This is a genomic window from Streptomyces niphimycinicus (assembly GCF_018883605.1).
In the GTDB taxonomy this organism is placed as follows: domain Bacteria; phylum Actinomycetota; class Actinomycetes; order Streptomycetales; family Streptomycetaceae; genus Streptomyces; species Streptomyces niphimycinicus.
In genome coordinates this window covers 1-13,670 of sequence record NZ_JAHLEM010000181.1, presented here as the reverse complement: position 1 = coordinate 13,670, position 13,670 = coordinate 1, and the positions used below count along the sequence as shown (strand labels likewise).

9 protein-coding genes and 1 pseudogene are annotated in these 13,670 nt (G+C 72.8%); 4 read left to right on the top strand and 6 right to left on the bottom strand.

Going from position 1 to position 13,670, the window contains the following annotated elements; all coding sequences use genetic code 11:
* Positions 1-55: 55 nt before the first annotated feature.
* Together KN815_RS17955 and lpdA are read right to left on the bottom strand one after the other, a co-directional pair.
* Positions 56-2,707 (bottom strand): SpoIIE family protein phosphatase, encoded by a 2,652-nt coding sequence (locus tag KN815_RS17955; protein WP_216342946.1) that lies wholly within the window; start codon positions 2,705-2,707, stop codon positions 56-58.
* A gap of 71 nt (positions 2,708-2,778) precedes the next feature.
* The gene (gene lpdA, locus KN815_RS17950; RefSeq protein ID WP_216342945.1) at positions 2,779-4,179 is read right to left on the bottom strand and encodes a dihydrolipoyl dehydrogenase; all 1,401 of its coding nucleotides are present in this window, start codon (positions 4,177-4,179) and stop codon (positions 2,779-2,781) included.
* A 30-nt stretch (positions 4,180-4,209) separates the two neighbouring features.
* Between lpdA and KN815_RS17945 the strand changes: the two genes are divergently transcribed.
* Positions 4,210-4,599 carry an RNA-binding S4 domain-containing protein gene (locus KN815_RS17945; protein ID WP_216342944.1) on the top strand — a complete coding sequence of 130 codons (390 nt, stop codon included), beginning with the start codon at positions 4,210-4,212 and terminating at the stop codon, positions 4,597-4,599.
* 45 nt (positions 4,600-4,644) lie between these two features.
* Here KN815_RS17945 and KN815_RS17940 read toward each other — a convergent pair whose 3' ends face one another.
* From KN815_RS17940 to KN815_RS17930, 3 genes are all read right to left on the bottom strand, one after another.
* Positions 4,645-5,898, bottom strand: coding sequence for an NAD(P)/FAD-dependent oxidoreductase (locus KN815_RS17940; protein WP_216342943.1), 1,254 nt, complete (start codon positions 5,896-5,898; stop codon positions 4,645-4,647).
* Positions 5,895-7,322 (bottom strand): NAD(P)/FAD-dependent oxidoreductase, encoded by a 1,428-nt coding sequence (locus tag KN815_RS17935; RefSeq protein WP_216342942.1) that lies wholly within the window; start codon positions 7,320-7,322, stop codon positions 5,895-5,897. The genes KN815_RS17940 and KN815_RS17935 overlap by 4 nt, the downstream gene beginning before the upstream one ends.
* 90 nt (positions 7,323-7,412) lie before the next feature.
* Positions 7,413-8,909 (bottom strand): FGGY family carbohydrate kinase, encoded by a 1,497-nt coding sequence (locus KN815_RS17930; protein WP_216342941.1) that lies wholly within the window; start codon positions 8,907-8,909, stop codon positions 7,413-7,415.
* A 234-nt stretch (positions 8,910-9,143) separates the two neighbouring features.
* Between KN815_RS17930 and KN815_RS17925 the strand changes: the two genes are divergently transcribed.
* On the top strand, positions 9,144-10,151 hold the full coding sequence (locus KN815_RS17925; RefSeq protein ID WP_216342940.1) for a hypothetical protein: 1,008 nt from the start codon (positions 9,144-9,146) through the stop codon (positions 10,149-10,151).
* Positions 10,152-10,264: 113 nt separating this feature from the next.
* Entirely contained in the window at positions 10,265-11,785 is a 1,521-nt protein-coding gene (locus KN815_RS17920) for an amino acid permease (RefSeq protein WP_216342939.1), read from the top strand.
* 61 nt (positions 11,786-11,846) lie between these two features.
* Here the strand turns inward: KN815_RS17920 and KN815_RS17915 are convergent, their stop codons facing one another.
* Positions 11,847-13,100: an FAD-dependent oxidoreductase gene (locus tag KN815_RS17915; RefSeq protein WP_216342938.1), complete on the bottom strand. Its 1,254-nt coding sequence runs from the start codon at positions 13,098-13,100 to the stop codon at positions 11,847-11,849.
* 172 nt (positions 13,101-13,272) lie between these two features.
* Here KN815_RS17915 and KN815_RS17910 point away from each other — a divergent pair.
* Positions 13,273-13,670 (top strand): annotated as a pseudogene (locus KN815_RS17910) (hypothetical protein); the annotation flags it as partial.

Sequence of the window (13,670 nt, the reverse complement as noted above, 5' to 3'; positions counted from 1 at the left end):
GGGCCGGCCGGTGTCAGGCGGACGGCGGCCGGGGCCCGGTCCGTACGGGCCGGTGTCACCGCGGGGCGCGTTCCGCGTCCGGAAGATCCTGCTCGGTCCAGATGATCTTGCCGTTCCTGGTGTAGCGGGTGCCCCAGCGCTGGACCATCTGGGCGACGAGGAACAGCCCGCGGCCGCCCTCGTCGGTGGTGGCCGCCCGGCGCAGATGCGGTGCGGTGGTGCTGCCGTCGGCGACCTCGCAGATCAGTGCGCGGTTGTGCATCAGCCGCAGCCGCACGGGGCCGACCGCGTGCCGGATGGCGTTGCCGAGCAGCTCGCTGACCACCAGCTCGGTGGTGAAGGCGGCCTCCTCCAGGTTCCAGTCGGCCAGGGTGCGGGCGACGGCCGCCCGCATCCGGGCCACGACCTCCGGGTCCGGCGGCAGCTCCCAGGAGGCCACCCGGCGCTCGTCCAGCACGGTGGTACGGGCGATGAGCAGGCAGACGTCGTCGGTACGGCGCGGCGACAGCAGGGCGGCCATCACGGCGTCGCAGGCCCGCTCCGGGTCGGGGTCGGCATCGGTGAGGGCGTCACGGAGCTGGTCGAGCCCGGTCATGAGGTCCCGTTCGCGGTCCCGGACCAGCCCATCGGTGTAGAGGACGAGGCGGCTGCCCTCGGGCAGATGCGTCTCGGCCGCCTCGTAGAGCCGGCCGCCGAGCCCCAGCGGCGGTCCGGCGGGCAGGTCGAGGAAGGACACGGAGCCGTCGGGGTGGACCACGGCCGGGGGCGGATGACCGGCCCGCGCCAGGGTGCAGTGCCGGGAGACCGGGTCGTAGACCGCGTACAGACAGGTGGCCCCCGCCGCCCCGATGCCGCCGTTGACGGCGGTCTCCTCCCGGTCGACCTGGTCGACCACGTCGTCGAGCCGGGCGAGCAGCTCATCGGGGGGAAGGTCCACGACGGAGAAGTTGAGCACGGCGGTGCGCAGCCGGCCCATGGTCGCGGCGGCATGCAGCCCGTGGCCGACGACATCGCCGACGACGAGGGCGACCCGGGCCCCCGACAGGGGGATGACGTCGAACCAGTCGCCTCGCACCCCGCCGGGGGCGGGCAGATAGCGCTGGGCGGCGACGACGGCCTGCTGTTCGGGGCGGCCGCGCGGCAGCAGGCTCTCCTGGAGGGCCAGTGTGGTGGCGTGCTCGCGCGCGTAGCGGCGGGCGTTGTCGATGGCGACGGCCGCCTGGCCGGCCAGCTCCTCGGCGAAGGACCGGTCCTCCTCGTCGAACGGCGGGGCGTCCCCCGAGCGCCAGAACGCCACCTGGCCCAGCCGGACGCCACGCCCGCTGAGCGGCACGGTCAGCAGTGAGCGGATGCCGTACGCCACCAGCCACCCCAGCCGCTCCGGCTCCTGCGGCGTCCAGTCGGGGTAGGACGGCAGTCGCTCCACGGGGAACACCCGCGCCTGACCGGTGCCGCCGGCCCGCTGGGTGACGGGGAAGGCGGAGACATGCTCACCGACCCGCCGCAGCGGGGAGTCCTGCCGGATACCGCTGAAGGCGGCCCGGCGCAACGGCGAGTCGCGGTCGCCCGGCTCCTCGCCGCGCAGTACGGCCTCGTCCAGATCGACGGTGGCGTAGTCGGCGAAGCGCGGCACGGCGACCCGGGCCAGTTCCTGGGCGGTCCCCTCCATGTCCAGGCTGCTGCCCACCCGGACGCCGGCCTCGTACAGGAGCTGGAGGCGTGCGTAGGCCCGGTCGGCCTTGTCCGTCAGGGCACGCAGCTCGGTGGTGTCCCGCAGGGTGGCGACGCTGCCCCAGGGCTGTCCGTCCTGTTCCGCCGGGCGCTGGTTGACCGCCAGCAGCCGGTCCCCGACCTGATACACCGCGTCGGTGGCCGCACGGCCGGAGGCGAGCAGCCCGGCGATCTCCGGGGGCAGTCCGGCGTCGGTGATCTGCCGTCCGTGCGCGTCGGGCGTGAGGCCCAGCAGACGCAGCGCCTCGTCGTTGGCGAGCAGCAGCCGCCCCTCGTCGTCGATGATCAGGACTCCCTCCCTGACGCTGCGCAGCACGGCGTCGTGGTGTTCGTACATCCTGGTGATCTCGGCGGGGCCGAGCCGGTGGGTCTGGCGCCGCAGCCGCCGGGCCACCAGTGCCGCACCGCCCCCGCCCAGGACGAGGGCGAGCGCGGTGGAGCCGTAGATCATCGGCAGTTGGCGGCCGACCGTCCGGGACACGGAGGGGAGGGAGACCCCGGCGTTGACGATGCCGATCACCCGGCCCCGGGCGTCGGTGACCGGCACGGCGGCACGGATCGAGGGGGCCGAGCGGGTGATGCCCGGGACCCTGTCGGTGAAGGTCCGGCCCGCCGTGGCCGGATAGAGGCTGCGGTCGATGCGCTTGCCGATCAGCTTCGGATTGGGATGGGTCCAGCGGATGCCCCGGGGGGAGGTCACCACGATGTAGTCGACGTCGGTCCGGTGCCGGACCTTCTCGACGAAGGGCTGGAGGGCGGTGGAGGGGTTGCGGGACTCCAGCGCCCGCTGGACGCCGGGGGCCAGGGCGACGGTCCGCGCGACGGTCAGGGCAGTGGTCCGGGCCTGGCTGTCCCGGCTGCCGCGGGCCTGGAGGGACAGCGTGGCACCCGCGGCGAGCACCAGGAGCGTCACGATGATCAGCATCAGGGCGCACACCTGCCCGCCGACACTGCGCGAGCCCAGCGCCGAGCGCACCTTCACAAGCTCTGTCTAGCGCATATCCCCCGGTCGCACACCCGGTGGCGGCCGGGGCGGGGCATCGGCGGTCACAGATTGATCATGTGTCCGGCGAGCCCGTGGACGGCCTCCTTCACCGCCTCGCTGAGGGTCGGGTGGGCGTGGATGTTGCGGGCCACCTCGTGCGCGGTCAGATCCCACTGCTGGGCGAGGGTGAGCTCGGGCAGCAGCTCGGTGACCTCGGGGCCGATGAGATGGCCGCCCAGCAGCTCGCCGTGGCGGCCGTCGCCGATGAGCTTCACGAAGCCGACCGGGTCGCCGAGGCCCTGGGCCTTTCCATTGGCGGTGAACGGGAACTTCGCCACCCGGACGTCGAAGCCGCGCTCCCGCGCCTGGGTCTCGGTCCAGCCGAAGCTGGCGATCTGCGGCTGGCAGAAGGTGGCGCGCGGGATCATCACATAGTCGAGCTCCATGGTCTCGGCCCCGGCGATGGTCTCCGCCGCGACGATGCCCATGGCCTCGGCGGCGTGCGCCAGCATCAGCTTGGCGGTGACATCACCGATGGCGAAGATATGCGGCACATTGGTGCGGCAGCGGCCGTCCACGTCGATGGCGCCCCGCTCGGTCAGCCGGACGCCGGTGTGTTCCAGCCCGTATCCCTCCACCCGCGGCCGGAATCCGATGGCCTGGAGCACCCGGGCGGCTTGCAGGGTCTGCCGCTGGCCGCCCGTGGTCACCATGACCTTGACCGCGGGGCCCGTGTCGTTGATCGCCTCCACCCGGGTGGAGGTCAGGATGTTCATGCCGAGCCTGCGGAAGCGGCGGGTGAGCTCGGCGGAGACCTCCTCGTCCTCCAGGGGCACGATCCGGTCCATGAACTCCACCAGCGTCACCTGCACCCCGTAGCTGTGCATGATGTAGGCGAACTCCACGCCGATGGCGCCCGCGCCCGCGATCAGGACGCTGCCGGGCAGGGTGGGGGCGAGGATCTGCTCCTCGTAGGTCACCACCCGCTCACTGAGGGAGGTGCCGGGCAGCAGATTGGTGAGCGAGCCCGTGGCGATGACGCAGTGGCCGAAGGTGACCGTCTCCGTGTCACCGCCGGTGAGGGTGACCCGCAGTTCGTGGGGCCCGGTGAAGGTGCCCCGCCCGTCGTACTGGGTGATCTTGTTCTTCTTCATCAGATAGTGGACGCCCTTGACCCGCCCGTCGGCCACCTTGCGGCTGCGCTCGAACGCGTCGCGGTAGTCCACGGTCACCTCGCCGGTCACCCGGATGCCGAAGGTCTCGGCCTCATGGATGAACAGATGGGCCAGCTCGGCGTTGCGCAGCAGGGCCTTGGACGGGATGCAGCCCACGTTCAGACAGACGCCGCCCCAGTAGCGTTCCTCGACGACGGCCGTGGTCAGGCCCAACTGGGCGGCGCGGATCGCGGCGACATAGCCACCCGGGCCGGCTCCCAGAACCACCACGTCGAAATGTGCGCTCATGCGTCGCACCTTAGACATTAGAGTCGGGGTATGGCTTCAGACGAGGGGTCCGTACGGGTGGACAGTTGGATCTGGTCCGTGCGGCTGACCAAGACGCGCTCCATGGCGTCCTCGGCCTGCCGCGCGGGGCACGTCCGGGTCAACGGCGAGCGCGTCAAGCCCGCGCAGCCGGTGCGGCCCGGGGACGAGGTGCGGCTGCGCCATGCGGGGCGCGACCGGGTCGTGGTCGTCTCGCGCATCGTGCGCAAGCGGGTCGGCGCGCCGGTGGCCGCGGAGTGCTTCGTCGACAACAGCCCGCCTCCGCCGCCGCGCGAGTACACCGTGCCGATCGGGCTGCGCGACCGCGGGGCGGGCCGCCCCACCAAGCGCGACCGGCGCGAGATGGAGCGGCTGCGCGGTGCGCCCGGCGACCTCGGCTGAGAGCCGGTCGGTGCGCCGGGATCCGGTCGGTGCGCCGTAGGCCGGTCAGTCCACCGTGATGCGTACGGGGCCGCCGTGTGCGTCGGCCCCGGCGATCCAGTCGGCGGGCAGGTGGAACGGCCGGCCCGGCGCCACCGTGCGGGGAAGCCGCCCGCGGTGCAGCGTCCGGCCGTCCTGGCCGACGGTGAGCACCGGCCGGGTCAGGAACCGCGTGGTGCGCAGGGTGAACCGGCCGCGCGGCGGGCGGGGCCCGTCCGGGGCGATCCGGTTGGGCGAGACCCACAGCAGTGGCGCCTCGACCCGCACCGGCAGCGCACCGGGAGTCCACGGCCGGCCGGCCAGATGGCGCAGCACCGGCCCGGCGGCCAACCGGCCGTCGAGGGCGGCGATATCGGCGGTCTCCACGGGGTGCAGCAGATTGCCCACGGCGAAGACCCCGGGTTCGCCGGTGCGGAACTCGGCGTCGGCGGCCGGGCCGCGGGTGCCGGGGTCGAGGGCGATCCCGGCGCTTCTGGCCAGTTCGTGGTCGGGGATCCAGTCGCCGGTGAAGACCACGGTGTCGCAGGCGACGGCCGCCGTCCTGCCGTCCCGGTGCCGCAGCCGCACGCTCTCCAGCCGCCCTCGGCCGGTCAGTTCGGCCACGGTGGCGTCGGTGACCAGCGGAAAGTCATAACGCAGCCGGGTGCCGAGGTGGCGCGCCAAATGGGTCTGGTGGCGGGGCTGGTCGGTGACCATGGCGGCGACCTCGGCCCCGGCCCGGCGCAGGGTGGCCACCGCGGAGTAGCTGACGCGTTCCGCGCCGACGATGACGGCGTGTCGGCCGACGTTCTGCTGGTGCAGATGGACGGCCTGCTGGAGCTGGCCGGTGGTGAGGACACCCGCCGGCCGGGTGCCGGGCACCAGCCGGGCGCTGCGCGGGCGTTCCCGGGCGCCGGTGGCCAGGACGACGGCCGTGGCGGTGATCCGCTCCAGGCCCGTCGGGCCGGTGATGTCCACGGTCCTCGGGCCCGCCCAGCCCGTGGCCGTGACCGAGGTGCGCAAGTCCGCTCCGGCGCGGATGGCGGCGGCGATGTGGTGGCGGGCGTAGTCGGGGCCGGTCAGCACCCGGCGCAGATCGCGCAGTCCGAATCCGGTGTGGTGGCAGTGGCGGGGGATGCCGCCCGCGTGCTGTTCGCGGTCGAGGACCTCGACCCGGTCCACCCCGGCGGCGGCCAGCCGCTCGGCGAGCGCGAGTCCGGCCGGTCCGGCCCCGATGACCAGCACGTCGACGGTGCGGTGGGTACGGTCGGTGGGGGTCATCGCCGGGCCTCCGTCCGGTCCTGGGCCGCGGTGGCCGCGTCGAACTGGGCGCGCACCGCGGCGCCGCAGAAGAATCCCTGGCAGCGCCCGCCGAGGGCCCGGGTGCGGCGCCGGATGCCGTCCAGCGAGCCCGGTGGCACGGTGGCGGTCAGCGCGTCGCGGATCTCGCCTCGGGTGACGCGTTCGCAGTGGCAGACCACGGTGCCGTACGCGGGGTCGGCGGCGATGAGATCGGCGCGCTGGTAGGGGCGCGGGAACGCCTCGCCGATGGTGGGCATCCGCACGGGCTCGATCTCCCGCTCGGGCCCGGGGTCCAGACCGCATTCGGTGAGCAGCTCCGCCACATGTGCGGCGATCGCCATCGAGGCGGTGAGTCCGGTGGACCGGATGCCGCCCACGGCGACATACCGCCGGCCGGGGTCGGCGTGGATCTGGAAGTCGCCGTGCTCGGTGGCGGCGCGCAGCCCGGCGTAGACCGCGGTGACCTCCTCCGCCAGCAGCTCCGGCATGATGCGCGCGCCCTTCTCCCGGAGCGAGGCCAGGCCGTCCGCCGTCGATCCGGTGGCGGTCTTGTCGCCGAGGTCCTCGGCGGTGGGGCCGAGCATCACATTGCCGTACACGGTCGGCGCCACCAGGACGCCCTTGCCGAGCGCGGTGGGGACCGGCAGCAGGATGTGGTCCACCAGGCCGCGGGCGAACTTGTCGAAGACGATCAACTGGCCGCGGCGTGGAGTCACGGTGAACTCCTCGTGGCCGAGCCGCCGGTTGATCTCGTCCGAGTACAGCCCCGCGGCGTTGACCAGATGACGGGTGCGCAGCACCCCGCGCGGGGTGGCGATCTCGTGGTGGTCCTCGCCGGTGATGATGGCCCCGGCCGGGCAGTTCAGATGCAGGGCGACGCCCGCGCGCACCGCCTGGGTGGCGTAGGCGAGTGTCGTCGTCCAGGGGCAGATGATGCTCTCCCCGGGGACTTCGAGCGCGCCGAGGGCGCCCGGTCCCAGATGGGGTTCGCGGGCGTAGACCGCGTCCGCGTCGAGGATGCTCGTCTCGTCGTAGCCGTTGCGCACGGCCTTCTCGGCGAGTGCCGGCAGTGCGGCGAGCTGTTCGGCGTCCCAGGCGACGAGGAGCGCGCCGAGCGGTTCCAGCGGGATGCCGGTCTCGGCGGCGTAGGCGGTCAGCCGCTGGTAGCCCTCGCGCACCAGACGGGCCTCCAGGGTGCCCGGGGTGGCGTCGAAACCGGTGTGCAGGATCGCGGTGTTGGCCTTGGAGGTGCCGTTCCCGACGTCGTCGGACGCCTCGAGGAGGGCGATCCGCAGCCGGTGGCGGGCCAGTTCGCGGGCGATGGCGGTGCCGACCACCCCGGCGCCGATGATGGCCACGTCGTAGACCTCGCCGGGGAGGTCACCGGTGGTCGTGACGGTCATTGTGGTCCCTTGCTCGGTGGTGCGGATGCTCGGTGGTGCGAACGGCTCCTGGTGCACGGCGGTCCTGGGCGGATGTCCTCAGCGGGGTCCTCAGTCGTGGGCGGCGGCCGCCGGTGCCTGGTCCAGCAGCGCGGCCACGGCCGAACGGAAACCGGCCAGGCGCTCGGCGGCCCGCTCCGCGCTGATCCGCGGTTCGTAGACGGCGGCGGGCTCCCACGCCGGGACCGCCTCCTCGACGGTGAGGCCCGGGTCGAGCCCCAGCCGCGCGGCGGCGCCCACGCCCAGCGCCGTGACATCCGGCAGCGCCGACACCTCCACCGGCCGTTGCAGCAGATCGGCCTGGGTCTGCATCAGCAACGCCGAGCGGGTCAGCCCCCCGTCGACCCGCAGGACGGTCAGCGGCGCGCCCAGGTCGGAGGCTGCCGCCTCGGCGATCTCCACCACCTGGGCGGCGATGCCCTCGCACAGGGCGCGCACCAGATGCCCGGCGGTGGTGTCCAGGCCGAGGCCGGTCAGCGAGCCCTTGAGGTCGCCGCGCCACCATGGCGCCGCGAGTCCGGCGAGCGCCGGTACGAAGGTGACTCCCCCGGTGTCGGGCACGGTCCCGCCGACCGGATCGAGGTCCTGGGGCCCCTGGATCACCCCCAGGTCGCCGAGCCAGCGCACCGCGGAGGCGGCGGTGTACACCTGGCCGTCCAGGCAGTAGCTGGTGCGCCCGCCGAACCGCCAGGCCACGCAGGAGACCAGGCCATGGGGGCCGCGCCGGGGCCGGTCCCCGGTCTGGGCGAGGAGGAAGGCGCCGGTGCCGTAGGTGCACTTGGCGGTGCCCGGCTCGGTCACCCGCTGCGCCAGCAGGGCGGCCTGCTGGTCGACGAGGAGCCCGGTGAGCGGGACTTCGCCACCGAAGGCCGTGGTGGTGCCGACGGGCCCGGCGGCGTCGACGACGCGCGGCAGCCGTTCGGCGGTCAGCCCGTAGAGGTCCAGTGCCTTCGGGGACCAGGCGACACGGTCGAGGTCGAGCAGCCCGGTGCGCCCTGCGGTGGCGGCGTCGGTGACGAACGCGCCGGTGAGCCGGTGGACCAGCCAGACGTCACTGGTGGTGACCACGCCCTCGCCGGTCAGATGGCGCCGGATCCACGCCATCTTGGGCGCCGCGAAATACGGATCGAGCGGCAGTCCGGTGAGTTCGCGCAGGGTCTCGGCGTGCGGCGCGAGCTGTTCGCACACCGTCCGCGCCCGCCGGTCCTGCCAGACCAGCGCGTCGGTCAGCGGGTCGCCCGTGACGGGGTCCCAGGCCAGCACGGTCTCGCCCTGGTTGGCCAGCCCGACCGCCACGACCGGCTCCCCCGCTGCCGCGAGCGCCTGGCGGCCGGCCTCGAGGACCGAGGTGAGCAACGCGGCCGGATCGACCTCGACCAGTCCGCCGGGCAGATAGCGGGGGCGCACGGAGACCTCGGCGGAGCCGATCACCCCGCGCTCGGGACAGAGCACCAATGCCTTGGTGCCCGAGGTGCCTTGGTCGACGGCGAGGACCGGACCGGTCGCGGGGTCGGCCGGGGTGCGGTGGCGACGCTCTCTGGGCAGCATGTCCGGTTCTTCGCTCGGGACGGGTGGATCGCTTCGGGTCGGGGAACGGTGCGCGGAGATCTTGCCGGAAAGCCTGGTGCAGTCGCGGGGCGGGCGTCAAGACGGCCGATCCGGGCACGCCCCGTGGTCCCCCGTGACCGAGTCGCCTCGGCGGGACTATAGGATCCCTGCAACCATCCCCCTGGCCCCTCACTCTCCGCGTCCGGTACGTCAGCTCCGTACGAAAGTCATCCGATGCCCGAGGAAGAGTTCCGCCCCGTGTACCACCCCGCGGGGTTTGACGGCGGACTGCGCATCGCGCTACAGGATCTGCGCACCGGACGCTGGATATCGATGCGCAATCTGCTCGCGGAGACCCCCACCTGGGCGCTGTGGACCCAGCGCACCCAGGTGCTGGCCACCGCCGCCGCCGGATCCACCGTGGTGGACGCGTGGCGGGCCGAGGAGCCGCAGAGCGTGGCGGCGCTGGTGATGGGCACCCGGGTGGGGGTGGAACGCGCGGTGCGCGCACACCGCGAGGGACATCCCCGCACCCGGGAGCTGTGGCGGGAGGCGTGGCAGTCCTGCCAGTTGGCCGCGCACCACTCCCCGGCGGACCCGGTGCCGTGGGTGTGTCTGCTGGCCCTGGCCCAACTGGACAAGGAGCAGCGGCAGGAGGAGCACCGGGTGCCCCCGCCCGGTCCGCTGCTGTTCCCCGGGCCCTGGGGGCTGCTGGCGGAGGCCGACCGGCGCGATCCGCACAACCGCGAGGCGTACCACCGGATGCTCCAGTTCGTGTACGCCCGGCGGGCCGGGGGTTCGCTGGCCGAGGCGGTCAACTTCGTGCAGTGGGTGTCCTCGGGTGCGCCCGGGGAGTCCGCGCTCCAGGTGCTGCCGCTGTATGTGCATGTCGAGCGGTACCGCGAGGAGCGGGGCTACGAGAAGGCGCTCGATCTGCACTGGGCCACCGAGGACGCCACCCGGGACGCCCAGAAGGCGCTGCACGGCTGGTTCGACCACGCCGACCTCACGACGAGTTCACTGCTGGATCTCAACCATCTGGCGCACGCCCTGTGGGGCGCGCTGCGATTCTCCGACGCGGCCCGCGTCTTCAAGGCGCTGGGCCCGTACTTCACCCCGCTCCCCTGGGCCTACCGCACCTCCGACCCCACCGACCGCGCCGTGGCTGAAGAAATGTTTCTTCGCGCCCGGGTCCGCTCGCTGGCCGGCGCCCGCGGGCCAAGACCGGGGGCCAACGGCTGAACCGGGGGCCTCCCCGGCATTTGCGACCACCGCTCCCCATCCGCCCGTCCGCCAGATCGATTTCCCACCCGTACCACCACCCTCGCCCGCCCCAGCATTCGGGAGGTACATTCATGTCCACGGCATGGTCGAGTTCGGGTCCCGCTCCCCAACGGGACGACGAACAGCGGCTGCGTGAGCTCGGCTATCAACCCGTATTGGCCCGCCGTATGGGCGGGTTCGGCAATTTCGCCATCAGTTTCTCGGTCATCTCCATTCTCTCCGGCTGCATGACGCTGTACGGCTTCGGGCTGGACACCGGAGGCCCCGCGGTCATGATGTGGGGCTGGGCCGGAGTGGGGCTCTTCGTCCTCTGTGTCGGGCTCGCCCTGGCCGAGGTGACCAGCGCTTATCCCACCTCGGGGGCGCTGTACTACATGGCCGACCGGCTGGGCGGACGGAGCTGGGGCTGGTACACCGGCTGGCTCAATCTGCTGGGGCTGCTCGGGGCCATCGCCGGAATCGACTACGGCGCCGCCCTGTTCACCGGCGCGCTCTTCAACCTCCAGTGGGGATTCGATCCCACACCGGAATCGACCATGGTCATCTTCGTCTGCATTCTGCTGCTGCACGCGGCGCTGAATCTGTTCGGGGTGCGGCTGGTCAGCGTGCTCAACTCGGTCAGCGTGTGGTGGCATCTGGCCGGTGTCGCCATCATCGTCGGCGCGCTGGCGATCGTGCCCTCCCACCACCAGTCGCCCGAATTCGTCTTCACCGAATTCGTCAATAACACCGGCTGGTCGAATCCGCTGTACGTGGGCGCGATAGGACTGCTGCTCGCCCAGTACACCTTCTCCGGCTACGACGCCTCCGCGCATCTGTCCGAGGAGACCTCCAACGCCTCCGTCTTCGCCGCCCGGGGGATCGTCCGCGCCATCTGGGTGTCCTGGGTCGCCGGGTTCGTGCTGCTGGCCGGGCTCACCTTCGCCATCCAGGACTACGCCGGTACGCAGAAGAGCGCCACCGGAGTGCCCCCGGCGCAGATCCTGATCGACGCCCTGGGGACGAGCGGCGCCACCGCGATGCTGCTCATCGTCATCGTGGCGCAGTTGTTCTGCGGAAACGCCGAGGTGGCGGCGGCCAGCCGGATGGTGTTCGCCTTCAGCCGGGACGGCGCGCTGCCCGGCTCACGGCTGTGGCAGCGGGTCAGCTCCCGTACCCAGACGCCGGTGCACGCGGTCTGGTTGTCGGTGGCGGTCGCATGTGTGCTGGCCCTGCCGTCCCTGTACTCCGAGACGGCCTATGGCGCGGTGACCGCCATCAACGTCATCGGGATCACCCCCGCCTACGCCATCCCCATCTTCCTGCGGCTGCGCGCCGGGGACCGGTTCCAGCCGGGCCCCTGGCACCTGGGCCGCTGGAGCAAACCGGTGGGCTGGATCGCGGTGGTGTGGGTGGCCGTGGTGACCGTGCTGTTCTGTCTGCCGCAGTCCAGCCCGGTGACGGCCGACTCGATGAACTACGCCTCGATCGCCCTGGCCGTGGTGCTGCTGCTGGCCACCATCTGGTGGTTCGTGGCCCGCCGCTCGTACAACACGCCCTCCGCGTACGGCACGGCGCGCGAACAGGCGGAGATCGCCGAGGGCATCGTCTGAAGATGTCCGTCCGGAACCGGGGTGCGGAGGGATTCCGCACCCCGGTTCGGTGCGTTCGGGCTCATCCGGAGCGACGCAGCGACGCGGCCGGGGGCCGCTCGCGGCCCGCGCCGTAGGCGAGGAAGTACGCGGGCCCCCGCTTCAGCCAGGGCGCCTTGGTGAGCACCTGGGTCAGCCGCAGCGGCTGCCCCGCGAGAGCCGGTGAACGCCCCTGGAGCAGCGGCTCGATGACCCGTGCGTGGGCGATCCGCTGAAGTATCTGCGTCCCGGCGGCGGTCGGCCACCGCCGGTTCTGGATGGCGCGTACGTCGGCGAGGCCCACGGTGCCCTTCCGCAGCGGCCCGGCCAGATGGCGGGCGGCGGCGACCGCGTCCTCGACGGCGAGGTTGATGCCGATCCCGAACACGGGCGACATCGCGTGGGCCGCGTCCCCGATGCACAGCAGCCCGGGGCGGTGCCAGCGGCGGAGCCGGTCCATCCGGACGTCCAGCAGCTTGATCTCGTCCCAGGACCGCGGGCGGGGCTCGCGGTCCGCCACACCCCGCCGTATCCACGGCGTGGCCTCGGCGAACGAGGCGAGGAACTGGTCCAGGGGCTGGGCGCGCCAGGCGTCGTCGGCCCCCTTGGGGATCAGGGCGGCGCACTGCCAGTAGTCCCCGCGGTCGATCATGGCCGTGAGATAGCGTTCACCGGCGTTGCCCACCAGCCCCCGCGGGTCGCGCTCCTCACGCGGCAGCCGGAACCACCAGACGTCCATCGGGCAGGGGAACTCCCGCAGCCCCAGCTCGGGCAGGACGCGGGCGAGCGACCCCCGGCCGTCGCAGGCCACGGTGAGGGTGGCGCGCAGCTCGCCGGTGGAGCCGGAGACGCGGTGGCGGTAGCGCACTCCGGTGACCCGTCCGCGCTCCATGAGGAAGGAGGTCACCTCGGTGTTCATCCGCAACTGGAAGGTGGGCTCCCGCTTGGCCTCGTCCGCCAGCAGATCGAGCAGATCCCACTGCGGCACCATCGCGACGTAGTTGTACTTTCCCGGCAGCGAGCTGATGTCTCCGACCGTGAACAGATCACCGTCCCGTCCGATGGGCAGTTGGACGGAGTGCACATGCCGCTGCGGCAGGGCCGCGAACCGCTCGGCGAGACCCAGGTCGTCCAGGAGCCGCAGCGTGCTGGGATGGACCGTGTCGCCACGGAAGTCGCGCAGGAAATCCCCGTGTTTCTCCAGGACGGTGACCTCCACCCCGGCCCGCGCCAGCAGCAGTCCGAGGACCATCCCGGCGGGCCCGCCGCCCACCACACAGCATGTGGTCCGCTCCATCTCACGGCTCCCTTCGACGTCCCCGAGGCCATGGGCACCCTCTCAGGAGGAATTACCCCGTGGCGGCACGCCACACCGGCGCCGCGTATGCCCCGATCACGATCGGCTTGAATTCTCCCGGGCCCGCGTCCGTATCCCCGCGTGATGGTGTGGGGCGCATAAGGAGGTCTGTATGGCAGCCGAACCCGATCCGGACCGACCGGCCGGGCGCGAGGTGCTCGAGCCGACCGCGATCTTCCGTGCGACGCCGGAGTACGACGACGACTCGGAGCGGCCGGTCGAGGGGTGGATGGAGGAACTCGACCTCTTCCGGCCGCCGGGCACCGAACTCCCGCCCGAGGCGCCACCCATGGCCGATGCGGACACCCAGGAGATTGCGGGCGGTCCGGCCGCGGCCGACGCCTGGCCGGTTCAAGGGGCACCTGCCGAGCCGCGCCGTCCGGCCGGGCGGCGCTACCCGAGGGCCGCCCTGCTGGTGCTGGCCGGACTCGGCGCGGGGGTCGCCCTCTCGCTGGTGGTGATGGTGCCCCGGGACTCGGCTTCCGGTGCGGCCGAGGGCGGTGCGTCGGC